Here is a 23040-nt window from a genome sequence, read left to right as displayed (position 1 = left end):
CGGGCCGCCGCCGGAAGGTCTCTCGCGGCGGCGGCCCGTCGTGGTCGGCCGGCCCGGGGGGTCAGCCCGCCGGGAGGGTGGACCGGTCGGCGTCCGTGACATCGCGACGGGTGACCGAGAGGTAGACGACCAGCCCGAGGATGACCGCCAGGAACAGCACGCTGGTGACCACGGTGCCGAGGCCCAGGCCGCCGTCGCCGGTCGGCTGGGAGAGGTAGTCGCCGATCGACGCGCCCAGCGGACGGGTCAGGATGTACGCGATCCAGAAGCTGAGCACGGCGTTCAGGCCGAACGCGAAGTGCGCGACGGCCACCGCGGCGATCGCGAGGGCGAACAGCACGGCGGAGACCCAGTACCCGAGGGCCATGCGCTCGGCCACCAGGTCACCGGCAGCGGTGCCGAGGGCGAAGGTGAACAGCACCGCCAGCCAGTAGTAGGCCTCGCGGGACAGCGTGTCGACGCTGTGGATGGACAGCGTGCCCTCACGGCGGTACCAGATGAAGAACGTCACGGCGAGGGCGACGGCGAAGACGGCCGTGCTGGTCTCCAGCGGCACACCCATGTTGTCGGTCAGGTTGTCGCTGATCAGCGTCCCCACGACGCTGATCAGCGCCACCGCGAGCCAGTACACGCCCGCCCGGTAGCTCTTCGTCCGGAACTGGACCACCAGGACGACCGCCAGCAGCGTGCTCATCAGCAGGGAGACACCGGTCAGGCCGAGGCCCAGCTTCTCGTTCAGGAGGTCGGCGGCGGTCTCACCGACCGTCGTGCACAGCACCTTGATGATCCAGAAGTACGCGGTGACCTCAGGCACCTTGTTCCAGCGAACGCGCGGCCCGGTGGCATCCGGGGCGCCGGGGCGGCCGTAGGACTCGGGAGTCCCATGGGTCTCTCTTGTCTCATAGCTCATGAGACACGAGGCTGACAGCGGAAGTCTGAACATATCCTGACTACTCACGACCCGGGGGATTCTCCCCGTTCACAGCACCCGGCGGCGGATCAGCAGGCCCAGGGCCACGAGACCGGGGATCAGCGGGAGCCACACGGTGAGCAGCCGGTAGCCGATGACCGTGGACGCGGCCGCGTCGGCGGGCGCCCCCGCGAGGGTGAGGGCCATCACCAGGGCCGCGTCCAGCGAGCCGAGGCCACCCGGGGTGGGCAGCAGGACGGCGGCGCTGCTCGCGGCGAGATAGGCGAGGGCCACCCGGGCCGGGGACTGCGGCAGGCCGATGGCCTGGGCGACGGCGACGACCACGGTGGTGTGCAGGGCGGCGAAGGCGAACGAGCCGCCCCAGAGGGCGGCGGCCCGCGCGGGGATCTCGTGCACGGCCCGGACGTCCAGGATCACGCGGCGCACGGCCCGCCGCAGCGGTCCGGCGAGGAGGGCCGCGGCGACGGCGACCGTCACGGCACCGGCGGCCCAGGCGGCCACGGTCCAGGCGCCCGGCGTCAGTCTCGGGAGCCGGAGCGCGCCGGGACAGCTCAGGGCGAGTCCGCCGATCAGACCGGCGCGTACGACGGTTCCGGCGCAGGCCTTGACCGCGAGCGCGGTCGCGGAACGGGCCAGCGGCAGTCCGCAGCGGGTCAGGAAGCGCAGATTGACGGCACCCGCGCCGAGCCCCGAGGGCAGCAGATGGTTGGCGGAGGCGGCGGCGAACTGGACCGTCACCAGCCGTCCGGCGGGCAGCGGCTCGGGCACCGCACCCTGCTGGGCGAGGGCGGAACACCCCCAGGTCGCCAGGGTGGCCACGGCCGCCACCAGCAGCCAGCCCCGGTCGGCGTGGGTGAGCCGGCCGGCACCGGCCTCCAGCACCGGCCAGTGCCGGTGGGCGAGAAACGCGGCGCACACCAGTACGAGCAGCGAGAGCCCGGCGTGCCGGCCGACCCGCCCGTCCCGCACGGCCAGTCGCCGCCCGACGGTCCTCCATCCGCCGCAGGCCACGGCGGGGGCCGGCGGCCGGCTCGGCCCGGAGCCCGGTGCGGGCTGTGACGCACCCGGGACGTCGGCCGTCGGTACGCAGAACACGGCGGATGCGCCGGACATGGCGACCGGGCCGGACCCGGCGGACGTGACAGAGGGGCCGGACGTGGCGGACGGGCCGGACATGGCGGATGCGGCGGGCATGGCGGGTGGTGTGGAAGTGGCGGATGTGCCGGACATGGCGGACGCGCCAGACGTGGCGGGTGCGGCCGTCGTGTCGGGTGCGGCCGTCGTGTCGGGTACTCGCGCGGCGCCGGACGCCCGGCTCCCGCCCGGAACCCGTGTCGCCGCGGCCGCGGGTTCACCGCGGGCGGACCGGCCGGGCCCCGCCGCGCGACCCCGGAGGTCCGGCCGCGTCCGCTCCGCCGGTGGGGGCGGCTTCGGCGGAAGCGTCACGGCGTACCGCTCCCCGCTCCCGGAGAGACGTATATGTCGACGTCACCGGCGTGATGCGCTGCCCAGGCGCGGGCGTACGCGGGCGGCTCGCCTCCGGGAGACGTGATCACGGCGACCGGCATGCGCAGGGCCGAACGCGCGATGCTCGCGTCGGTGGCGTTGGCGTTGTGACCGCCGGTCGCCACGGAGGAGCAGCCGGCGTAGAAGGCGATCGGGACCGACTCGTGGCCGCTCAGCGCGCAGGGCGGCCGCACCCCGAGCCGGTGCAGTGCCGCCGCCGTCACGGCCCAGCCGTGGTGGCCGGCGGTGGTGCGCCGCACCGTGGCCTCCAGTACCGCGAACTGCACGGCCAGATGCCCGGCGAGACCGACGGCCACCAGGGTCACGATCACCGGCCGCCATCGCCCGGCGGGGACGGTGAGCAGATGGACGAGGGCGTCGGCGACGGGGATCGCGACGAGGGCGTAGAGGGGCAGAAGGAAGCGCGGGGCCGCGTACCCGATCATGAAGAGGTACGGGATCCCGGCCGTCGTGGCGCAGGCCAGGAGCAGCAGGGTGGGCGCCCGGCGACGGGCCCTGACCGCGATCACCAGGCCGAGGACGGCGATCAGCGGCAGGACGAACCACCACACCATCACCGTGGGGTTCGGCATCGAGCCGGTGCACGGGCGGCACAGCACGCGTCCGCCGAGGCTGCGCATCTGGTCACCGATCGCGATGTTCCAGCCGAGGCCGCCCTGGATGCGCGAACCGTCGGACAGCCGCTGCCCCAGGCCGCCGTAGCTGACGTACGCCTCGACGATCCACTCGGCCGCCCCGGCCAGCAGGCCCGCGACGAGCGCGAGCAGCGGCCGGGCCCGCCGCCACCGCGGGACCGCCACGGCGAGGAAGAGCAGCGGGAGCGTCACCCAGACCGCGTCGGGTGGCCGCATCCACGCCATCAGCGCGGCGGCCAGCCCGGTCCCCCACAGCGCCGCCCGGTCGCGTCCGCCGGCCTGGGCCCGCAGGAAGCACCCGACACAGACCAGGGCGCCGATCGCGACCCAGTAGTTGGGCATGGCCTGGGGCCCGTAGAAGAGGGTCACCCACAGCGTCGCGAACACGGCGCCCGCCAGGGCCAGGACCCGCACCGGGAACAGTCCGAGCCACACCCGCAGGGCCACGAACAGGCCGAGTCCGGAGAGCACGGAGAGATAGACCCGCAGCAGGGTGGTGGAGGACGACCAGGAGGTCACCGGCGCGACGAGCAGGGAGACTCCGCGGGCCCGGGGCGCGCTGAAGAACGCCGCGGGTGCGTGCGGGGAGACCTGGCTGACGTACACCGTCTCGTCCCAGCCGAGGCCCATCCAGGGGTGCACGAGGAGCAGTTGGGCCAGGACGAAGCCGACCGCGACCAGGGCGAGAGGGCCGAGATCACTCCGGCGCCGGGCAGCACGGGCCGTCCGGTCCGACGGTCGGGGCCGCCGGGCGCCGATGAGCGGCACGTTCTGGGTCTTGGCCATCGTCCACCCTTCAGCCCTACACACTGTAGGGTTTCATCACCCTACAAGACGTAGGGTGGGGCCGGGAGCCGTGGGAACACGGACAAACTATCGCTCAGCGGAAGAAGGCGCCGAACGGGACGGCCATTCGAGGAGATACCCGGGGGCGGTATCCGTTCCGCGAGACGCCCCGGGGCGCACACCCCCGGACCGGCACCGTTCCGGTCTTGACTACGCGCTGTAAGGTGACGGGCATGGCTGGCACAGGTCCCCATGGAAGGGCGGAACGGCGCAGCGCGGGCGAACTGGAGAGTGAAGTCCTCGCCGCCCTGTGGGCCACCGACGACGCGCTGACACCCGCGGAGATCCAGGCCGAGATCGGCGGCGGACTCGCGTACAACACGGTGCACACCATCCTCAAACGTCTGTACGACAAGGGCCTCGTGCTCCGGGACGTTGACGGCCGGCGCGGTGCGTACCGCCCCGCGAAGAACGCGGCCCAGCTGACCGCCGAGGCCATGCACGAGGCGCTCGACCGCGGACCCGACCCGATCGCGGCCCTCCAGCAGTTCGTCACCGGGCTCAGCCGTCAGGAGGAGGAGGCCCTGCGCGACCTCCTCGGAGGGAACGGGCCATGAGGATCGACGTCTACGTCCCGCTCGTCCTGGCGCTGCTGCTCACCTCCGTCGCGCCGCTCGTCGGCAGGCGGGTGTCGCCGGGCCTGGCGACGCGCGTGCTCGTCGCGGCCGCCGTACTGACCGCGGCGGCGTCCACCTGGGCACTGCTGCTGCTCGCGACCACCCTGGTCGACCAGGCGCCCGCGGTGATCGCCGAGGCCGGGGAGGAGGGCCGGGCGCTGCCCGAGCCCGTTCCGGAGACCGTCGCCGTACTGGCGGTCGCCGCGCTCGCCGTGATCACCCACCGGCTCGTGCGTGTCGTACGTGCGCACATGGCGACGCGCCGCGTCCTACTCAAGCTGTGCGAGGGGCACCCGCCGGACAGCGAGCTCGTGGTCGCGGCCTCGCCGACCCCGCACGCCTTCGCGATCCCCGGGAAACCGGGCCGGATCCTGGTCACGGCCGCGATGCTGGGCGCGCTGGAGCCCGCCGAACGACGGGTTCTGCTCGCCCACGAGCGCGCCCATCTGACGCACCGGCACGCGGCGCTGTCCACCGCCGTCGCCCTGGCCGCGGCGGCGAACCCGCTGCTCGTGCCGGTCCGCGACACCGTCGTCTTCCTGCTGGAACGCTGGGCCGACGAGGAAGCCGCCAGCAGCGTCGGCGACCGGCGCACCACCGCCCGCGCCCTGGCCCGCGCCGCCCTCGTCTCGCAGCGCGCCCGTCCTGGATGCGCGCTGCACTTCTCCGAACACGCCGTCACCCGCCGGATCGCGGCACTCCAGACCGCTCCCCCGCCGGTCATGCGGTCCGTCGGAGTCGCCGTGCTCGCGCTCGGCGCCCTCCCGGCGCTGGGCGCGGCCGACGCCACGAGCGATCTGCTCCGACTGCTCGCGGAGACACTGCCCGGGCTGTGACCCCTCCGGGGCGCGATCCGGCCCGCGCCCCGGCCGGGACCTCGACCCACCCGGCACACCCGGCACACCCCAGCCGACCCCGGTTCACCCGGCACGCGACCACACCCGACTCCGCTCCCCCAGGAGTCCGCTCCGTGACTCACGCCCCAGCCGAGTACCGTCGCGCTCATGACACCTTCCGAGGCCGCTCACGTCGGTTCCCCGCGTTCCGGGCCGGTGCGGTTCGCGACCTTCAACGTGCTGCACGGACGGACGCTGGTGGACGGCCGACCCGTTTCCCTCCCGGGCGCGGGCGGCCCCGAGGTACCACTCGTGCGGGCCGTGGCGTCGCTGGACGCCGACGTGGTCGCGCTCCAGGAAGTGGACCGGTTCCAGGAACGCTCGGGCGGGGTGGACCAGGCGGCGGCCGCGGCCGAGGGGTCAGGCGCACCGCACTGGCGCTACGCGTCCGCGTTCCACGGCACGGCGAGGACCGGCGGCGGCTGGGTTCCGGAGCGCTCCGTGCCCGGCCTGCGGGTGTACGGGCCGCGCGCGACCGAGGCGGGCGACCGTGTCCCCTCGCACGGCATCGCCCTGCTGTCCCGGCTGCCCGTACGGCACTGGAGGGCGCGCCGGCTGGCCCCGGCGCCCGTCCCCATGCCGCTGCGGACGCCCGGCCACCGCGGACTGACCGTGTCCAGGGACCAGCCACGGGCCGCGCTGGCCGCCGTACTGGAGGGAAGCCGCGGGCCGTTCACGGTGGTGGCCGTGCACCTGTCGTTCGTGCCCGGCTGGAACCTCCTCCAGCTGCTCGCCGTCCGCGCCTGGATCGCCGACCTGCCCGGGCCCCGGGTGCTGCTCGGCGACTTCAACCTGCCCGGAGCGCTGCCGCGGACGGTGCTCGGCCCGGCCGGACCGGCCCGCGGCGGCCCCGGATCGGCCCCCGGCGGGCCGCTGCCGCGCGGCTGGCGGGACATGGCCCGTACCCCCACGTATCCCGCGCACCGCCCCGTCGTCCAGCTGGACCACGTGCTGGCCACCGGGATCGCGGCGGGCGCGGCCGTCGGAGCGCACGCTCCCGCCACACCGGTCTCGGATCACCGGCCGCTGGTGGTCGACCTGCCCCTGTGACCGGGAAGGCCCACCTGCGCCGAGCCGTCGGTGGGGGCACCGGCCCCCCGGCCCGTTCGGGCGAGCCCGGCCGACGTCGGGCCGGGGGTCAGAGCTGCCCGGCGAAAGCGTCGTAGGCCCGTTCGTCGAAGAGCACGAAACGGACCTCCTCGACCTCGGTCCCGGCCGCCCGGACGGTCTCCACCGCGATGCGCGCCGCGTCGTCCATCGGCCAGCCGTAGATACCCGCGGAGACGGCGGGGAAGGCGACCGTACGGGCGCCGAGCTCGTCGGCGACCCGCAGCGACTCCCGGTAGCAGGAGGCCAGCAGCTCCGACCGGTCGTCCTCCTGGCTGTACCGGGGACCCACGGTGTGGATCACCCAGCGCGCGTCGAGGTCGCCCGCGGTCGTGGCGATCGCGCGGCCGGTCGGCAGGCCCTTGCCGTAGTGCCCGGCGCGCAGCTTCCGGCACTCGGCCAGGATGGCCGGGCCGCCGCGGCGGTGGATGGCCCCGTCGACGCCTCCGCCGCCGAGCAGCGAGGAGTTCGCCGCGTTGACGACGGCGTCGACGCTCTGGCGGGTGATGTCGCCCCGCACCAGCGTGATCGTGGTCATGACTCCATCAGCCTCCTCCACACGGCCTTCGCCGCGTTGTGCCCCGACATCCCGTGTACCCCGGGACCGGGCGGGGTGGCCGAGGAGCACAGGAAGACGGCGGGGTGCGGGGTGCCGTACGGGGACAGGGACAGTCTGGGGCGCAGCATGAGCTGGAGTCCCGAGGCGGCGCCGCAGGCGATGTCCCCGCCCACGTAGTTGGCGTTGCGGGTGGCGAGGACGGGCGGTCCGGCGGTGGCGCGGGCCAGCACCCGGTCGCGGAAGCCCGGCGCGAACCGCTCCAGCTGGCGCTCGATGGCGTCGGTGAGGTCTCCGGTCCAGCCGTTCGGGACATGGCCGTAGGCCCAGAAGACCTGCTTGCCCTCGGGGGCGCGGGAGGGGTCCACGACACTCGGCTGCACGGTGATCAGGAAAGGCGCGTCGGGCGCCCGGCCCTCGCGCGAGGCCGCCCGCAGCGCGGTGCCGATCTCCGCCCGGCTCGCCCCGATCTGGACCGTCCCGGCGACGCGGGCCCGCTCGGCGGTCCACGGCACGGGCCCGTCGAGGGCGTAGTCGATCTTGAAGGCGGCCGCTCCGTACCGATAGCCCTCGTAGTACCGCCCGAAGCCCGCGATCCGGGCCAGCGCCGTGGGCGAGGTGTCGAAGACGTACGCCCGCGCCGGGGGCAGGTCGTCCAGGCGCTTGACCTCGTAGTCGGTGTGGACGGTGCCGCCGAGGTCCTTGAGATACGCGGTGAGCGCGTCCGCGATGGACTGGGAGCCGCCGCGCGCGACGGGCCAGCCCCTGGCGTGCGCGGCCAGTGCGAAGACCAGGCCGACCGCGCCCGTGCCGATTCCCTCCAGCGGAGCCATGACATGCGCCACCAGGCCCGCGAACAGGGCTCTGGCCCGCTCGTCGCGGAAGCGGCGCATCAGCCAGGTCGACGGCGGCAGCCCGGCCAGACCGAACCGTGCGAGCGTGACGGGGTCCCGGGGCAGCGAGGTCAGCGGCAGCGACATGAAGTCGTGCGCCAGGGTGTCCCACTTGCTCAGGAACGGCGCGACGAGCCTGCGGTACGCGCCCGCGTCCCGGGGTCCGAAGGAGGCCGCGGTCTCGGCCACGGACCGCGCGAGCACCGCCGCCGAGCCGTCCGGGAACGGGTGCGCCATGGGGAGTTCCGGGTGCAGCCACTCCAGGCCGTACCGCTCCAGGGGCATCGCGCGGAAGGCGGGTGAGTTGATTCCGAGCGGATGCGCCGCCGCACAGGGGTCGTGCCGGAAACCGGGCAGGGTCAGCTCCTCGGTGCGCGATCCCCCGCCCACCGTGTCGCGTGCCTCGAACACGGCCACCGAGAAACCCCGGCGGGCCAGCTCCACGGCAGCCGTCAGTCCGTTCGGCCCCGCACCCACCACGACCGCATCGAGCATCGACGGCACCTTCGGACTCCTTTGTCAGCCGACGGCCACTGGGGATCAGGATATGCCGGGGGACTGACGGCCTTGGCGGTACGGGGTGTTGGAGGCCGACGCCCCGTACCGCGCGCCTGCCGGCGGCGGGGAGACACGGACCGCGCGCGCCGTGAGACGGACCGCGCGGGCCATGAGCGGTGGCCCGTGCCGGACGTGGGCCCGGGGGCCGTGCCGGACGTGGGCCGCGGGCCGTGCCGGACGTGGGCCGCGGGCCGTACCGGACGTGGGCCGCGGGCCGTCGGCCTCCCGCTCAGGCGCCGGTGGCCACCCACGCGGGCTGTGCCGTCAGCAGAGCGGTCACCCGGCGGGCCGTGGCCTCGTCCCGGGCCGCCGTGAACGGCAGGGCGTTGCCCCCGGTGACGCGGAACGGCTCGCCGTCGAGCGTCAGATGGGCACCGCCCGCCTCCTCGACCAGCAGCAGCCCCGCCGCGTGGTCCCAGGCCGCTTCCCACGAGAAGGCCGTGGCATCCAACTCGCCCCGGGCGATGGCCAGATACTCGAGGCCCGCCGAACCGCACGGGCGCGGATCGACACCCTCGGTCCACAGTCCGAGGAGGGCGCGCTTCTGCTCGTCCGTGGTGTAGTCCGGGTGGGAGGTCGCTATGGCGAGGTCGCGGCTGGGCTCGGGCGAGCCGGAACGCAGCGGCACACCGTCGAGAACGGCACCCCGGCCCCGTATCGCGGTGGCGAACTGGCCGCGCGCGGGCGCGTACGTCCACGAGGCCCGGACCACGCCGTCCAGCACGAGCGCGACCAGCGTGCAGAACCCGGGGTCGCCGTGCACGAACTGCCGGGTGCCGTCGACCGGGTCGACGATCCAGACGGGTGCCGTGCCGCGGATCGCCTCGTAGACGGCCGGGTCGGCGTGGACCGCCTCCTCGCCGACCACGACGGAGCCCGGCAGCAGTTCGGTGAGGGCGGCGGTGAGGTACTTCTCGGCCAGGCGGTCGGCGTCCGTCACCAGGTCGTGCGGGCCAGACTTCTCGTCGATCTCGTCGGCGGAGAGCTGCCGGAAGCGGGGCATGATCTCCGCGGCGGCGGCCGCCCGGATGGCGTGTTCCACGTCGGAGGCGCGCTGTGCGAGAAACTCGTCGATGGTTTCGATGTCTTCGATCATGGCTCCATGACAGCACGCGCCACTGACAATCCCCACCCCTCCGGGGTACTCAGGGTGGAATCACCATGAATTCCCGGGGCGGAACGATCACCGCCGCGGCCGGCACCGGCGCGGGTGGCGGCCACCGCGGCTGTGGCCGGCGTGGCTTTGGTCACGGTGGCTTGGGTCACGCACCTGCGACCGCCCCTCACCGCCCGACCGCGTACCCCTGCATCCCGCGCGGATTGGCTCCCGCCGACAGGACGCCGGTCGCCGGGTCGCGGGCCACCGCGCACAGCCGCCCCTCGGACCAGGCGCGGGCGACCGTGACGTCGTGCCCCCGGCGGCGGAGTTCCTCCACGACCTCGGCGTCGAGACGGGACTCGACGGTGAGGCTGCCCGGACGCATGCCGCGTGGGAAGAAGGAGCCCGGGAAGCTGTCGTTGTGCCAGTTCGGGGCGTCGATCGCGCCCTGGACGTCGAGTCCGCCGCGCACCCGGGGGCGCAGCGCCACGGACAGGAAGAAGTGCGTCTGCCACTGATCCTGCTGGTCGCCGCCCGGGGTGCCGAACGCCATGACCGGGACGCCGTCCCGCAGGGCCACGGAGGGGGTCAGCGTGGTGCGCGGCCTGCGGCCCGGGGTGAGGGAGTTGGGCAGCCCCTCCTCCAGCCAGGCCATCTGGAGCCGGGTGCCGAGGGGGAATCCCAGTTCCGGGACGACCGGGTTGGACTGGAGCCAGCCGCCGCTGGGAGTGGCGGCGACCATGTTGCCCCAGCGGTCGACGACGTCCAGGTGACAGGTGTCGCCCCGGGTGCCGCCGTCGGACGCGGGTTCGGGCTCCCCGGCCGGGCGGGCCATGGTGGGCTCACCGGCGCCCGGCACCGCGAGGGCGTCGAAGCCGGGCTCCCCCGCGGCCGCCACGCACGCGTGCGCGCTCAGCCGCGGCTCCCGGCCGCCGGGACGTCCGGGGCGCAGTTCGTACGACGCCGTGTCCCCGACGAGTGCCCGCCGGGCCGCGTTGTAGGGCTCCGAAAGGAGTTCGGCGAGCGGCACCTCGGCCGCGTCCCCGTACCAGGCCTCCCGGTCGGCCATGGCGAGCTTGCTGCCCTCGACGAGCAGGTGGACGTACTCGGCGGAGCCGTGGCGGGGCAGTTCGGGCGGGAGCAGTGCCAGCTGCTGGAGGAGGACGGGGCCCTGGCTCCAGGGGCCCGCCTTGCACAGGGTCCAGCCCCGCCAGTCGTACGTCGCCGGGGCCTCGTAGGTGGCGGACCAGCCGGCCAGGTCGGCGGCGGTCAGGGTGCCGGTGTGGCGCGCGCCGCTGGTGTCCATGGTGGGCCGCGCGGCCTGCCGCACCAGGGCCTCGGCGATGAACCCGGAGCGCCACACCTCGCGGGCCGCGTCGATCTCGGCCACCCGGTCCCCCGCTCCGGAGACCTCGCCGAGCAGCCTTCGCCAGGTCGCGGCGAGGGCCGGATTGCGGAACAGCTCGCCGGGGCGCGGCGGCCTGCCGTCCGGCAGGTACACCTGGGCCGACGAGGTCCACTCCGTCTCGAACAGCGCGCGTACGGCGTCCACCGTCTCGCCGACGCGTTCCACGGGCGCGTGTCCGTCCTCGGCGTATCCGATGGCGTACTTCAGGACGTCGGCGAGCGACTTGGTGCCGTGGTCGCGCAGGAGCAGCATCCACGCGTCGAACGCGCCCGGCACGGCGGCGGCGAGGGGGCCGGTGCCGGGGACGAGGTCCAGACCGAGGCTCCTGTAGTGGGCGACGGTGGCTCCGGCGGGTGCGACGCCCTGCCCGCACAGCACCCGCACGGGGCCCTCCGCGGGGGCCAGGACGATCGGGACCTCGCCCGCGGGCCCGTTGAGGTGGGGCTCCACGACGTGCAGGACGAAACCGGCCGCGACGGCGGCGTCGTAGGCGTTGCCGCCGCTCTCCAGGACGGCCATCGCGGACTGCGAGGCGAGCCAGTGCGTGGAGGACACCATGCCGAAGGTGCCCTGGAGGGTGGGTCGGGTCGTGAACATGCCTGCCACCTCACGGTACGGAGCGATCGGCTTCGGTCCCGACTATGGCATCCGCACGGACCGGGACGGCAGGGCGGGCGGACACACGTCCCGGGGTACCCGTGGCGGTCGACGTTCAGGACACGGGCGTCCAGGGCGTGGATCCGAGTGTGTTGCCGGGGCCGATGTCGAGGGGTTCAGGCAGCCACAGGGTGACGGCCCGCTGTCCCTTCCGGGGTGCGATCCGCAGATACGTCCCGTCCTGGGCGGCCGTACGCCAGTACACGGACGCCCGCGCGCTCTCGCCGGGGTGGAGGGTGAAGGGTTCGGGGCCGGGGTCGGGGGGTGCCATGAACACCTTGTCCGTCCCGGCCACGGCGTGCACGCCCGTGATCGGGGCGCCGTCGCCGTCGAGCACCTGGAGGACGGCGGGGTAGCCGTTCACCTTGTACGGGCGCTTGCCGCAGTCGGTGAGGGTCAGGGTCAGGCTGCGCAGGCCCATGGCGGCGTCGCCGGGTCCGGTGCCCAGGCGCAGGCCGGAGGCCGGGCAGCCGCGGGCAGCCTGCGTCGGCACGGTCTTCGGCGGCGACGTCCTCGGCGAAGGCACCGGCACCTCGATGACGAGGGAGCCGTCGGTGGAGGTGCCGGACGGGTCCGGGAGGTGAGCGGCGTCGGTCCCTACGACGCTCGGGACCGGGTCCGGGACGGCAGTCCGCCCGGGGTCGCGCTCACGGTCGATCTCCGCGGACAGGCCGCACCCGCTGGTGACCGTCGCGACCAGGCACAGGAGCAGGAGCGGGCCCGTCCACGCCCTCCCGAGGACGGCGGCACGGGCGGGAACAGCGCGCGCAGGTAAGGAGACGGTGCGGACTTCGGACCGGGCCGCGGGTCCCGCGGGGGCCGTCGCGCGGGGCCGTCGCCGGTTCGTCGCGATCATGCGCCGATCATGGCACGGAAGCTCTCAGGAGGGCATCGCTCCGCCCGCCCTCGCATCCACTCCAGCTCCCGACTCCCTTATGCGCGAGGCCAGTTGAGGAGGACGGCGATCGGGCTCCCGCCCCCTCGCACCCTCGGGACCCGGTCCCCGGCACCGCCGGGTCCGGGCACGGAACGACCGCCATGCGACGGCATATGGAAAGAGCGGCGATCATCGGATCGAACAAAACAGACATCCTGCCGCACCTTCAGTCATTCGACGCCAAGGTGAGTCGGTGTCATCACACGGGCATGCCGCCCGTCGGCCCTTCCGCACCATCGCGTCTCGTGTGACACTGGCGTCCCGTCCGCAGTGCGGACCTCCTCCGCACCATCCCCCACGAGAAGTGCGCTTTGGGTTCTCTTCCTCTGCCGCTCGCGCTCGCCGCGCGCCTTTTGCCGGTCGCTCTGCTCGCCTCCGCGGGCTGGGCCCTGGCGACCGGCCCGTCCGAAGCGACCCCCAACGCCGAGGACAAGTCGTCACAGAAACAGACCTCCGACTCACCGTCGGCTCCTTCGGCGTCTGCTGCCGTCAAGACCTTCGCGGCGTCGCCCGCCCCGTGCGGCGGTATCCAGGTCGCGACGATCAAGTCTCTGGTCCCCGGCGCCAAGACGGCCGGCCAGGAGATCGCGTCGACCGACAAGGCGGTGCGCCGCACCTGCTCGTGGAACGCCCTGAAGGGCTTCGACTACCGCTGGCTCGACGTCTCGTACGAGATCAAGGATTCGGACGCCGCGGCGGAGAAGGCCTACAAGGAACGTGTCGCCGACAAGAGCGGCGGCGGGGCGGTGCCTGGTCTCGGTGACGAGGCCTACTCCGTGGTCAACCTCAGCACGGAGGACAAGCAGGACACCCGCGAGGGTGTGGTGATCGTCCGGGCGTCCAACGCGCTGGTGGTCGTCACGTACAACGGCAGCGACTTCGAGACCAAGAAGGCGCCCGGCACCGACGAGATCAACAAGGGTGCCATCAAGGCCGCGAAGGACGCGACGGCGACGCTGAAGGGCGGCCAGAAGGCCTGACCGCCCTCCGTCCGCCGCGGTCAGGCGGCGGCCGTGTCCTTCCCGCGTGACAGCATCAGGCCCAGGTACAAGACCATCGACGTGCCGAGGCCGACCGCCCATCCGTAGTCGGCGAGCGATTCCAGCGCCGGGATGGGCCGTCCGTCGATCAGGGGATGGAAGTCAGCGCCGCCGACGGCGAGGACACCGCCGGTGACGAAGGCGACCACGGCCCGCCAGTTCCAGCCGCCGACGTACCAGTACCGCCCGCCCGTACGGTAGAGATCGGCGAGGTCGAGCCGGGTGCGGCGCAGGATCCAGTAGTCGGCGATGAGGATGCCGGCGACCGTCCCCAGCAGACCGCCCACCAGGCCGAGCCAGGTGAAGATGTAGCCCTGGGGGTCGGAGTACAGCTTCCAGGGGAAGATCAGCACGCCGAGGACACAGGTGGCGAGCGCGCCGGCCCGGAAATTGATCTTCCGCGGGGCGATGTTGGAGAAGTCGAAGGCAGGGGACACGAGGTTCGCCGCGATGTTCACGGACAGCGTGGCGACCAGCACGGTGACCAGCGCGAAGACGATGCCGACGACGTTGTCGGTCTTCGCGGCCAGCTGGACCGGGTCCCAGATCGCCTTGCCGTACACGGCCTGCGAACCCGAGGTGACCATGACGGACAGGAAGGCGAAGAGGGTCATGGTGGTGGGAAGCCCCAGCGCCTGCCCGAGTGTCTGCGCCTTCTGGCTCCTGCCGTAGCGGGTGAAGTCCGGGATGTTCAGCGACAGGGTGGACCAGAAGCCGATCATGCCCATGAGCGAGGGCCAGAACAACTTCCAGAAGTCCCCGCCCCAGCCGAGCTTCGAGGGCTGGTCGAGCAGCGGACCGAAGCCGCCGGCCTTGCTGCTCATCCACCACAGCATCACGCCCGCGCCGACGAGGACGAAGGGCGCGGCCCAGTTCTCGAACCGGCGGATCGTCTCCATCCCCCGGTAGATGATGGCGACTTGGAGCACCCAGAAGACGGCGAACGACAGCCACATGGTCCAGGCGTGACCGCCGATCTCGGAGGCGTTGGCCCAGCTGTCGCCGAAGAGCTTGCCCGCGAGGAAGTAGATCGCCTCGCCGCCGATCCAGGTCTGGATACCGAACCAGCCGCAGGCCACCAACGCCCGTACGACAGCGGGGAGGTTGGCGCCGCGGACGCCGAAGGAGGCGCGGGCGAAGACGGGGAAGGGGATGCCGTACTTGGGGCCCGCGTGCCCGGTGAGCAGCATCGGGACCAGCACGATCAGGTTGGCGAGCGCGATGGTGAGGACGGCCTGCTTCCAGTCCATGCCGACGGCGATCAGGCCCGAAGCCAGCGTCCAGGAAGCGGTGTTGTGGGCCATGCCGACCCACAGGGCCGAGAAGTTGTACGTGGTCCAGGTGCGCTTCTCCACCGGGACCGGCAGCAGGTCGTCGTTGGCGTAGGGACCGGTGGGCGCGGGTGCGTCGGGCGCGATCTCCACCCGGCCGTCGGGGAGCGTGACTTGTCCGGCGGGCGGGACGCCCGGGGAGACTATTTCTGTCATGAGCAGGCCAATCAATGAGGAGTGACGGGAAAGGCCGTGCGGGGACGACTCGGGGGGGTGCGCGGGGTGCGCCCTGATCCCCTTCCCGGGACGGCGGGAAGGGGAGACTGAGGGGATCGGCCTTCGGTTACGGCCCGTTGACGCCGGGGATGACCCGAGCTCCGTACGCGTCGATCGTGGCCTCCTGCGCGTCGTGCATGTCGTAGACCGCGAACTGGTCGACGCCCAGCGCGCGCAGCGCGTTCAGCTTCTCGATGTGCCGCTCGGCGGGGCCGATCAGACAGAACCGTTCGACGATCTCGTCGGGCACGAACGCGGTGTCGGGGTTGTCGGCCCGTCCGTGGTGGGAGTAGTCGTAGCCCTGACGGGCCTTGATGTAGTCCGTGAGTTCGTCGGGTACGGCCGCCGAGTGCTCACCGTACTTGGAGACCAGGTCGGCGACGTGGTTGCCGACCATGCCGCCGAACCAGCGGCACTGCTCGCGCGCGTGGGCGAGCGCCTCGGGCGAGTCGTCCTCGGTGATGTAAGCGGGCGCGGCCACGCAGATCTTCACCTCGTCGGGGTCGCGCCCGGCCCCGGCCGCCGCTTCCTTCACGGCCTTGACCATGTACTCGGTGAGATAGAGGTCGGCGAGCTGGAGGATGAAGCCGTCGGCCTCCTCGCCCGTCATCTTCAGGGCCTTCGGGCCGTACGCGGCCATCCAGACCGGAAGGTCCGCACCCGGCTTGACCCAAGGGAACTTGACGACCGTGCCGCCGAGGTCGGCCTCCTCGCCCCGGCCGAGCGCGCGGATGACCTTCATCGCGCCGCTGATGCGGGCCAGGGTGTTGGGCTTGCGTCCCGCCACGCGCATCGCCGAGTCGCCGCGCCCGATCCCGCAGACCGTGCGGTTGCCGTACATGTCGTTGAGGGTCGCGAACGTGGAGGCGGTGACCTCCCAGGTGCGGGTGCCCGGGTTGGTGACCATCGGGCCCACCGTCAACTTCTCGGTGTTGGCCAGGATCTGACTGTAGATCACGAACGGTTCCTGCCACAGCACGGCAGAGTCGAAGGTCCAGCCGTACGTGAAGCCGTTGGCCTCGGCCCGCTTCATCAGGTCGATGACACGGGAGGCCGGGGGGTCTGTCTGAAGGACGAGTCCGAAGTCCATGGCGCCACTCCTGGTCGCTCAGAGAAGGTACTGACAGGTGGAACGGGGGGTGTAGACACCGTGGCCCGCCCGTCCGGTGAACTCCCGGTCGGTGATGACCATTTCGCCGCGCGACAGCACGGTCTCGACCCGTCCGGTGACGCGCCTGCCCTCGTACGCCGAGTAGTCGACGTTCATGTGGTGGGTCTCGGCCGACAGGATCTGCTCGGCGTGCGGGTCGTAGATGACGACGTCGGCGTCGGCGCCGGGGGCGATGGTCCCCTTCTTCGGGTACAGGCCGAACATCCGGGCCGGCGTGGCGCAGGCGATCTCGATCCAGCGCCGCCGGGAGATGTGCCCGTCGACGACGGCCTGGTGCAGGAGATCCATGCGGTTCTCCACGCCGGGAAGGCCGTTGGGGATCTTCGAGAAGTCGCCGCGGCCGAGTTCCTTCTGGCCCACGAAGCAGAACGGGCAGTGGTCGGTCGAGACGACCTGGAGGTCGTTGGTGCGCAGGCCGCGCCACAGGGCCGCCTGGTGCTCCTTGGGCCGAAGGGGCGTGCTGCACACGTACTTGGCGCCCTCGAAGTCCGGCTCCGCGAGGTTGTCGGTCGACAGGAACAGATACTGGGGGCAGGTCTCGCCGAAGACGTTCAGGCCCTCGTCGCGGGCGCGGGTGAGCTCCGCGACGGCCTCGGTCGCCGAGACGTGCACGACGTAGAGCGGGGCGCCCGCGACCTGGGCGAGTTTGATCGCACGGTGGGTGGCCTCGGCCTCCAGGAGCGCCTTGCGCACCTCGCCGTGGAAGCGCGGGTCGGTCTCGCCGCGGGCCAGCGCCTGTTCGACGAGCACGTCGATCGCGATGCCGTTCTCGGCGTGCATCATGATGAGCCCGCCGTTCTCGGCGGAGCGCTGCATGGCGCGCAGGATCTGGCCGTCGTCGCTGTAGAAGACGCCCGGGTAGGCCATGAACTGCTTGAAGGAGGTGACCCCTTCCTCGACCAGCAGGTCCATCTCCTTGAGCGTCTCCTGGTTCACGTCGGAGACGATCATGTGGAAGCCGTAGTCGATGGCGCAGTTGCCGTCGGCCTTGGCGTTCCAGGCGTCGAGGCCCTCGCGCAGGGAGCGGCCGACGCTCTGGACGGCGAAGTCGATGATGGTGGTCGTGCCGCCCCAGGCGGCGGCCCGGGTGCCGGTCTCGAAGGTGTCGGAGGCGAAGGTGCCGCCGAAGGGCAGCTCCATGTGGGTGTGGGCGTCGACACCGCCCGGAATGACGTACTTGCCGGTGGCGTCTATGGCACGCTCGGCCGTCCACGACTGGGCCGCGGGCGTGCCCGTCGCGGCGAGGGCGGCGATCCGGCCGTCCTCGATCAGGACGTCGGCGTGGATCTCGTCGGACGCGGTGATGACGAGACCACCCCGGATGACGGTACGGCTCATGCTCCCTCTCCTTCCGGTCGTACGTGCGCTGAGGACGTTGTGGGGCTCTCGGGGGCCGGCGCCGGCACCGGGTGCCGGCGAGGGGGCCCGTGGGGTGGTCCGCGGGACGGCGCGTGCCGGGTGCCGTGCCGCGGGTCCTGCGCTCGGATCGCGGGACCCGCGGCACGGACGGACGGAGCGCGCCCCGTCCGGACGGTCAGGGCGCGGTCAGCGGCCCGTACGCGCCCGGGGCACGGTCGCGGTAGAACTGCCAGCGGTCGCGGACCTCGCGGAGCTTGGCCAGGTCCAGGTCGCGGACGACGAGTTCGCTCTCCTTGTCGCTCGCCACCTCGCCGACGAACTGCGCCTCGGGGTCCACGAAGTAGGAGGTCCCGTAGAAGTCGTTGTCGCCGTACTCCTCCTGCCCGACCCGGTTGATCGCGCCCACGAAGTACTCGTTGGCGACGGCCGCGGCCGGCTGCTCCAGCTGCCAGAGGTAGCCGGACAGTCCGCGCGAGGTGGCCGACGGGTTGAAGACGATCTCCGCACCCGCGAGACCGAGCGCGCGCCAGCCCTCCGGGAAGTGCCGGTCGTAGCAGATGTAGACGCCGATCCTGCCGACGGCCGTGTCGAAGACGGGCCAGCCGGAGTTCCCGGGCCGGAAGTAGAACTTCTCCCAGAATCCGGGGACTTGGGGAATGTGGGTCTTGCGGTACTTGCCCAGGTAGGAGCCGTCGGCGTCGATCACGGCCGCCGTGTTGTACAGGACGCCGGGCTGTTCCTCCTCGTACATGGGCAGCACCAGGACGAGGCCCAGTTCCTTCGCCAGCGCCTGGAAGCGCCGGACGACGGGACCCTCGGGGATCTGCTCGGCGTACGCGTAGAACTCCTTGTCCTGCACCTGGCAGAAGTACGGTCCGTAGAACAGCTCCTGGAAACACAGGACTTGGGCGCCCTGCGCGGCCGCGTCGCGGGCCGCCTGCTCGTGGACCTGGATCATCGATTCCTTGTCGCCGGTCCATGCGGTCTGGAAGACGGCGGCGCGGATCACTCTGCTCATCGGGACCTCCGGTCGCTCGGTGTGCGAGGAGACTAGAAAGTCCTGGCCGGTTCTTTGAGTTGCACCGTGTCACGTCCGAAGCGCTGTGCCGTTCCACGGTGTCACCTCCGCGTTCTCCCGTGTTGCGCCCGAGTGGTTCCGTGTTTCACCGCTGTTGCGCGTCGTGCGCGAGCAGCGCGATGTGGACGGAGGCGGCCTGTTCGAAGTCGTCCAGGTCGACACCGAGGCGGGCCTGTATGAGCTCCAGACGGCGGTAGAGCGCCGGCCGGCTGACGTGGTGCAGCTCCGCGGTGCGCGACTTGTTGCGGCCGGTGGCGAGGTACGTCCGCAGGACGGGCAGCAGCCGAGGGTCCGCTCCGGGACCGCACAGCAGGCCGTCCAGTTCCCGTTCCGCGAAGGACTGGACGTGCGGGTCGTCCCGGAGCAGCCGGACCAGACCGCGCAGATGGACGTCCCGGAGCCGGACCAGCGCGGGCCGGTCCTGGTCGGCCGGGGTGTCGGTGGCGGCCTCGGCGACATGGAGGGCCTCACGCAGCCCGAAGGGCACGTCGTCCCAGGCGGTACGGGGTGCGGCGGCGGCCACGGTCGCGGGCACCCCGGTCTCGTGCCGCAGCCGCACGGCGAAGTGCTCGGCGAGCGCCTCCGCGTCCTGGTCGCGCGGGAGACTGAGCAGCAGCGCGGTGGCTCCCTCGGACAGCTCGGCGACGAGCCCCGGCAGGCCGAGCAGCCGCAGTACGCGGTCGAGTTGGGCTGGATCGCCGCCCCGTACGACGAGCGGCACGAAGGTGCGGCGGTTCACCGGGAGCCCGGCGGCGCGCGCCCTCGGCAGGAGCTGGCGGGCCGGTACGACACCGCTCACCAGGTCGGTCAGCAGGCCCTGCGCAGACTCCTCCTCCCAGGAGTGGGCGGGTCCCGCGAGCAGGCGGTGCAGGATCAGGGCCTCGGCCGCGCGGTCGGCGAGCAGCCTCCCGGTCGCCGCGTCGCCCCGGTGGCCGCACAGCACGATGCGGCCCCATCGCTCCCCCCGCCCGCCGAGTTCGGCGCGGATCCATCCGTCGCCCTCGCCGCCTCCCCCGGTGCCGGAACAGCCTGGGTGGTACCCCCATGCCTGCCGGGCGATGCGGTCCCAGTCCCGCAGCACGTCGTCGACGGCGGAGCGCTCGCCCGCGGTGGCGAGGACCCGGTGGGCGAGGTTGGTGACGACGACCGGGCAGGCGGCGTGCACCGCGATCTCGTCGAGCAGGCGCTGGAGCGGGGCACCGGTGGTGATCAGCCCGGTGAGAGCGGTGCGTACGGCCTCGGACAGGCTCACGGCCGCGAACTTCTGCCGCACCAGCCGGGACTGGACCTCCTCGGTCAACTCGGCGAAGGGGAAGGGGCGGTGGAGCACCACCATCGGCAGTCCGCAGCGCTCGGCGGCCCGCCGCATCACGTCCGGGGGCGCCGGGAAGGCCCGGCCGAGTCCGAGGACGACGGCCGCGGCCTCGGCCCGGTGCAGCGAACGGATGTACTCGGCCTGCGCGTCGGGGTCACCCGCGAGCAGCACACCGGTGGTCAGGACCATCTCGCCGCCGCTGAGCATGACGCCCACATCGGCCGCCTCGGCGACGTGCACCCAGCGGACGGAGCGGTCGAGGTGGCCGGCGCCCGCCACCACCTCCGGCTCTCCGGCGAGCACCCGGTCCAGGGCGAGGACCTGGCGCACCGAGAGGGCGGGTTCCAAGGCGGTGGTCATGGCGGCGTTCCCCTTTGTCCGTGGCTCGGTTCGCCTCGGGGCGCTGCGGGCGGCCTCGGGGACCCGGCGCGCGGCGGGACCCTCAGGTCTTCTCGCGCCGGGCCTCGGAGACCACCGCCCCTTCGGCTCACCCGCCCTTGCTCGTCCGTTACTGGGCCCGCCTCAGGGCTCGTTCGAGGATCGACGCGCCCTCCTCCGCCTCCGCGACGGTGAGGGAGAGCGGTGGGGCGATGCGCAGCACACTGGTGTCGTGACCGCCGCCCTTGCCGATCAACAGGCCTTCCTCGCGCGCCGCTTCGAGCACCGCCGCGGCTGCCTCGGGGTTCGCCCGGTCGGTGCCCGGCTCCACCAGCTCGATGCCGATCATCAGCCCGCGGCCGCGCACCTCGCGCACGCCGTCGAACTGCGCGGCGACCGCGCGGAGCCGTTCGATGAGCAGGCCGCCGACGCGGCGGGCGTTGCCCTGGAGGTCGTGCTCCAGGAGGTAGGTGAGATTCGCGAGCCCCGCCGCCATCGTGACCGGTGAACCGCCGAAGGTCGAGATGGAGTTGGAGTCGAGGCTGTTCATGATCTCGGCGCGGGCCACCACACCGCCGATGGACATGCCGTTCCCGATGCCCTTGGCGAAGGTGAGCATGTCGGGCGGACCGGAGGCGGCGTGGGCCTGCCAGCCCCAGAAGTGCTCGCCCGTGCGGCCCCAGCCCGTCTGCACCTCGTCGGAGATCCACAGGACACCGTGCTCGTCCAGGACCTCGCGGAAGGCCGCGTAGAGGCCGTCGGGCGGCGCGGTGAAGCCTCCGACGCCCTGGACCGGTTCGGCGATCAGCGCGGCGGGCGGGCGGACATGGCCGAGCAGGTCCTTCAGGTCCTCGACACAGGCCGCGACGAAGGCGGCGTCGTCCAGGTCGGCGTAGGGGCCGCGGGTGCGGACGCCGCCGTGCACGTACAGCGTCTGGAGCGGCGACAGGGAGGTCGGTGACCAGCCCTTGTTGCCGGTGATCCCGACCGCGCTGAACGACCGGCCGTGGTAGCTGTTGCGCATGGCGAGGATCTGGTTGCTGCGCCGGTGGGCGGTGGCCAGCAGCAGGGCCGTGTCGTTGGCCTCGGTGCCGGAGGTGGTGAAGAAGACGCGCGCGTCGGGGATGCCGGACAACTGGGCGACGCGCTCGGCGAGTTCGACCATCGGCCGGTTGAGATAGAGCGTCGAGGAGTGGATGATCCGGCCGGCCTGCTCGCTGATCGCCTTCGTCACCTCGGGCAGGGCGTGCGCGGTCATCGTGGTGAGGATGCCGCCGAAGAAGTCGAGGTACTTGTTGCCCTTGGAGTCCCAGACGTACCGGCCCTCGCCGTGGGTGATCTCGATCGGGTCCTTGTAGTAGACGGCGAGCCAGTCGGGCAGGACGGCCTGGTGGCGGGTGTACAGGTCGGTCATGGCTGCACCAGCCCTTCGTAGGCGTCGGGGCGGCGGTCTCGGTAGAACGCCCACTGCCGGCGTACTTCCTCGATGAGACCGAAGTCCAGGTCGCGGACGAGGAGTTCCTCGGTCTTGTCGTTCGCCGGCGCCCCGACGAACTGTCCGCGCGGGTCGACGAAGTACGAGGTGCCGTAGAAGTCGTTGTCGCCGTACTCCTCCTGGCCGACCCGGTTGATCGCGGCGATGAAGTACTCGTTGGCGACCGCCGCCGCGGGCTGTTCCAGCTGCCAGAGGTGGGCGGACAGACCGCGGGAGGTGGCGGAGGGGTTGTAGACGAGCTGGGCGCCGTTCAGGCCGAGCTGCCGCCAGCCCTCGGGGAAGTGCCGGTCGTAGCAGATGTAGACGCCGACCCGGCCGACCGCCGTGTCGAAGACGGGCCAGCCGAGGTTGCCGGGCTTGAAGTAGTACTTCTCCCAGAACCCCTTCACCTGCGGGATGTGGTGCTTGCGGTACTTGCCGAGGTAGGTGCCGTCGGCGTCGATCACGGCCGCGGTGTTGTAGTAGAAGCCGGACTGCTCGACCTCGAACACGGGCACGACGATCACCATGCCGGTCTCGCGCGCGAGCTCACACATCCGGGTGACGGTGGGCCCGTCGGGGACCGGCTCCGCCCACGCGTAGTGCTCCGGCTCCTGGACCTGGCAGAAGTAGGGGGCGTTGAAGACTTCCTGGAACCCGATGACCTTCGCACCCTGCCGGGCCGCCTCACGGGCGTGTTCCTCGTGCTTGGCGACCATGGATGCGGTGTCGCCGGTCCAGGTGGCCTGGACCAGGGCGGCACGTACGACGTTGCCCATGAGCTGCTCCTTCGACGGGACGTCAGAGAGCCTCTACGCCCGTAGACAAAGGCTGTAGAGGCTCGAAAGTAAGCCCCCCGGACAGCCTTGCCAAGACCATCGTCGTTAACCCGCTGAGTCGATCACGTTTCTGACCCTCACGGGTGAGTGACGTGGCCGGTGGAGCCGGAGGTACGGCCGATCGGGGGGCGCGCGGGCGCACGCGCACGCGGGCGCGCGCGGGCACCCGGGC

The 23040-nt window shown here is 72.4% G+C and carries 19 protein-coding genes; 4 read left to right on the top strand and 15 right to left on the bottom strand.

The window, feature by feature from the left end; translation table 11 throughout:
* Positions 1 to 61 precede the first annotated feature (61 nt).
* The 3 genes from WJM95_RS26900 to WJM95_RS26890 form a co-directional block, all read right to left on the bottom strand.
* A complete protein-coding gene (locus WJM95_RS26900) occupies positions 62 to 910 on the bottom strand; it encodes a hypothetical protein (protein ID WP_339132383.1) in 849 nt (282 codons plus the stop codon).
* 69 nt (positions 911 to 979) lie between these two features.
* On the bottom strand, positions 980 to 1900 hold the full coding sequence (locus WJM95_RS26895; protein ID WP_339132382.1) for a lysylphosphatidylglycerol synthase domain-containing protein: 921 nt from the start codon (positions 1898 to 1900) through the stop codon (positions 980 to 982).
* A gap of 473 nt (positions 1901 to 2373) precedes the next feature.
* A complete protein-coding gene (locus WJM95_RS26890; protein ID WP_339132381.1) occupies positions 2374 to 3879 on the bottom strand; it encodes a hypothetical protein in 1506 nt (501 codons plus the stop codon).
* 233 nt (positions 3880 to 4112) lie between these two features.
* Between WJM95_RS26890 and WJM95_RS26885 the strand changes: the two genes are divergently transcribed.
* The 3 genes from WJM95_RS26885 (at position 4113) to WJM95_RS26875 (ending at position 6502) form a co-directional block, all read left to right on the top strand.
* The gene (locus WJM95_RS26885) at positions 4113 to 4496 is read left to right on the top strand and encodes a BlaI/MecI/CopY family transcriptional regulator (protein ID WP_339132380.1); all 384 of its coding nucleotides are present in this window, start codon (positions 4113 to 4115) and stop codon (positions 4494 to 4496) included.
* The gene (locus WJM95_RS26880) at positions 4493 to 5392 is read left to right on the top strand and encodes a M48 family metalloprotease (RefSeq protein WP_339132379.1); all 900 of its coding nucleotides are present in this window, start codon (positions 4493 to 4495) and stop codon (positions 5390 to 5392) included. The genes WJM95_RS26885 and WJM95_RS26880 overlap by 4 nt, the downstream gene beginning before the upstream one ends.
* 168 nt (positions 5393 to 5560) lie before the next feature.
* The gene (locus WJM95_RS26875; RefSeq protein WP_339132378.1) at positions 5561 to 6502 is read left to right on the top strand and encodes an endonuclease/exonuclease/phosphatase family protein; all 942 of its coding nucleotides are present in this window, start codon (positions 5561 to 5563) and stop codon (positions 6500 to 6502) included.
* Between the two features lie 88 nt (positions 6503 to 6590).
* On the opposite strand, the gene WJM95_RS26870 is transcribed toward WJM95_RS26875, so the two are convergent.
* The 5 genes from WJM95_RS26870 to WJM95_RS26850 all read right to left on the bottom strand — a co-directional run bounded on the left by WJM95_RS26870 (position 6591) and on the right by WJM95_RS26850 (position 12586).
* Positions 6591 to 7097, bottom strand: a complete 507-nt coding sequence (locus WJM95_RS26870) for an O-acetyl-ADP-ribose deacetylase (RefSeq protein WP_339132377.1) — start codon at positions 7095 to 7097, stop codon at positions 6591 to 6593.
* Positions 7094 to 8503, bottom strand: coding sequence for an NAD(P)/FAD-dependent oxidoreductase (locus tag WJM95_RS26865; protein WP_339132376.1), 1410 nt, complete (start codon positions 8501 to 8503; stop codon positions 7094 to 7096). Before WJM95_RS26865 ends, WJM95_RS26870 begins: the two co-directional genes overlap by 4 nt.
* A gap of 292 nt (positions 8504 to 8795) precedes the next feature.
* Positions 8796 to 9662 carry an inositol monophosphatase family protein gene (locus WJM95_RS26860; protein WP_339132375.1) on the bottom strand — a complete coding sequence of 289 codons (867 nt, stop codon included), beginning with the start codon at positions 9660 to 9662 and terminating at the stop codon, positions 8796 to 8798.
* Between the two features lie 187 nt (positions 9663 to 9849).
* Positions 9850 to 11670, bottom strand: coding sequence for a gamma-glutamyltransferase (locus WJM95_RS26855; RefSeq protein WP_339132374.1), 1821 nt, complete (start codon positions 11668 to 11670; stop codon positions 9850 to 9852).
* A gap of 115 nt (positions 11671 to 11785) precedes the next feature.
* Complete coding sequence (locus WJM95_RS26850; RefSeq protein ID WP_339132373.1) at positions 11786 to 12586, bottom strand: DUF4232 domain-containing protein; 801 nt, start codon at positions 12584 to 12586, stop codon at positions 11786 to 11788.
* A 392-nt stretch (positions 12587 to 12978) separates the two neighbouring features.
* Here WJM95_RS26850 and WJM95_RS26845 point away from each other — a divergent pair, with 392 nt between their 5' ends.
* The gene (locus WJM95_RS26845) at positions 12979 to 13647 is read left to right on the top strand and encodes a hypothetical protein (RefSeq protein ID WP_339132372.1); all 669 of its coding nucleotides are present in this window, start codon (positions 12979 to 12981) and stop codon (positions 13645 to 13647) included.
* 20 nt (positions 13648 to 13667) lie between these two features.
* Here WJM95_RS26845 and WJM95_RS26840 read toward each other — a convergent pair whose 3' ends face one another.
* The 7 genes from WJM95_RS26840 to WJM95_RS26810 form a co-directional block, all read right to left on the bottom strand.
* Positions 13668 to 15194 carry an NCS1 family nucleobase:cation symporter-1 gene (locus WJM95_RS26840; RefSeq protein WP_339132371.1) on the bottom strand — a complete coding sequence of 509 codons (1527 nt, stop codon included), beginning with the start codon at positions 15192 to 15194 and terminating at the stop codon, positions 13668 to 13670.
* Between the two features lie 127 nt (positions 15195 to 15321).
* Positions 15322 to 16344 carry a TIGR03842 family LLM class F420-dependent oxidoreductase gene (locus WJM95_RS26835; RefSeq protein WP_339132370.1) on the bottom strand — a complete coding sequence of 341 codons (1023 nt, stop codon included), beginning with the start codon at positions 16342 to 16344 and terminating at the stop codon, positions 15322 to 15324.
* An 18-nt stretch (positions 16345 to 16362) separates the two neighbouring features.
* Positions 16363 to 17763: a dihydropyrimidinase gene (hydA, locus tag WJM95_RS26830; protein WP_339132369.1), complete on the bottom strand. Its 1401-nt coding sequence runs from the start codon at positions 17761 to 17763 to the stop codon at positions 16363 to 16365.
* Positions 17764 to 17959: 196 nt separating this feature from the next.
* Complete coding sequence (locus WJM95_RS26825; protein WP_339132368.1) at positions 17960 to 18802, bottom strand: nitrilase-related carbon-nitrogen hydrolase; 843 nt, start codon at positions 18800 to 18802, stop codon at positions 17960 to 17962.
* Between the two features lie 145 nt (positions 18803 to 18947).
* Positions 18948 to 20537, bottom strand: coding sequence for a PucR family transcriptional regulator (locus tag WJM95_RS26820; protein WP_339132367.1), 1590 nt, complete (start codon positions 20535 to 20537; stop codon positions 18948 to 18950).
* Positions 20538 to 20685: 148 nt separating this feature from the next.
* Positions 20686 to 21969, bottom strand: a complete 1284-nt coding sequence (locus WJM95_RS26815) for an aspartate aminotransferase family protein (protein WP_339132366.1) — start codon at positions 21967 to 21969, stop codon at positions 20686 to 20688.
* Positions 21966 to 22808, bottom strand: coding sequence for a nitrilase-related carbon-nitrogen hydrolase (locus WJM95_RS26810; protein ID WP_339132365.1), 843 nt, complete (start codon positions 22806 to 22808; stop codon positions 21966 to 21968). The genes WJM95_RS26815 and WJM95_RS26810 overlap by 4 nt, the downstream gene beginning before the upstream one ends.
* Positions 22809 to 23040: the final 232 nt, after the last annotated feature.

The sequence above is a fragment of the Streptomyces sp. f51 genome, assembly GCF_037940415.1.
GTDB lineage: Bacteria > Actinomycetota > Actinomycetes > Streptomycetales > Streptomycetaceae > Streptomyces.
This window is presented reverse-complemented; position numbering and strand designations above follow the sequence as displayed.

Bases quoted from the DNA above. Each gene is read 5' to 3' on its own strand.
- WJM95_RS26900 (WP_339132383.1), bottom strand. From the start codon at position 910: ATGAGCTATGAGACAAGAGAGACCCATGGGACTCCCGAGTCCTACGGC.
- WJM95_RS26890 (WP_339132381.1), bottom strand. From the start codon at position 3,879: ATGGCCAAGACCCAGAACGTGCCGCTCATCGGCGCCCGGCGGCCCCGA.
- WJM95_RS26885 (WP_339132380.1), top strand. From the start codon at position 4,113: ATGGCTGGCACAGGTCCCCATGGAAGGGCGGAACGGCGCAGCGCGGGC.
- WJM95_RS26880 (WP_339132379.1), top strand. From the start codon at position 4,493: ATGAGGATCGACGTCTACGTCCCGCTCGTCCTGGCGCTGCTGCTCACC.
- WJM95_RS26875 (WP_339132378.1), top strand. From the start codon at position 5,561: ATGACACCTTCCGAGGCCGCTCACGTCGGTTCCCCGCGTTCCGGGCCG.
- WJM95_RS26870 (WP_339132377.1), bottom strand. From the start codon at position 7,097: ATGACCACGATCACGCTGGTGCGGGGCGACATCACCCGCCAGAGCGTC.
- WJM95_RS26865 (WP_339132376.1), bottom strand. From the start codon at position 8,503: ATGCTCGATGCGGTCGTGGTGGGTGCGGGGCCGAACGGACTGACGGCT.
- WJM95_RS26860 (WP_339132375.1), bottom strand. From the start codon at position 9,662: ATGATCGAAGACATCGAAACCATCGACGAGTTTCTCGCACAGCGCGCC.
- WJM95_RS26855 (WP_339132374.1), bottom strand. From the start codon at position 11,670: ATGTTCACGACCCGACCCACCCTCCAGGGCACCTTCGGCATGGTGTCC.
- WJM95_RS26850 (WP_339132373.1), bottom strand. From the start codon at position 12,586: ATGATCGCGACGAACCGGCGACGGCCCCGCGCGACGGCCCCCGCGGGA.
- WJM95_RS26840 (WP_339132371.1), bottom strand. From the start codon at position 15,194: ATGACAGAAATAGTCTCCCCGGGCGTCCCGCCCGCCGGACAAGTCACG.
- WJM95_RS26835 (WP_339132370.1), bottom strand. From the start codon at position 16,344: ATGGACTTCGGACTCGTCCTTCAGACAGACCCCCCGGCCTCCCGTGTC.
- hydA (WP_339132369.1), bottom strand. From the start codon at position 17,763: ATGAGCCGTACCGTCATCCGGGGTGGTCTCGTCATCACCGCGTCCGAC.
- WJM95_RS26825 (WP_339132368.1), bottom strand. From the start codon at position 18,802: ATGAGCAGAGTGATCCGCGCCGCCGTCTTCCAGACCGCATGGACCGGC.
- WJM95_RS26820 (WP_339132367.1), bottom strand. From the start codon at position 20,537: ATGACCACCGCCTTGGAACCCGCCCTCTCGGTGCGCCAGGTCCTCGCC.
- WJM95_RS26815 (WP_339132366.1), bottom strand. From the start codon at position 21,969: ATGACCGACCTGTACACCCGCCACCAGGCCGTCCTGCCCGACTGGCTC.
- WJM95_RS26810 (WP_339132365.1), bottom strand. From the start codon at position 22,808: ATGGGCAACGTCGTACGTGCCGCCCTGGTCCAGGCCACCTGGACCGGC.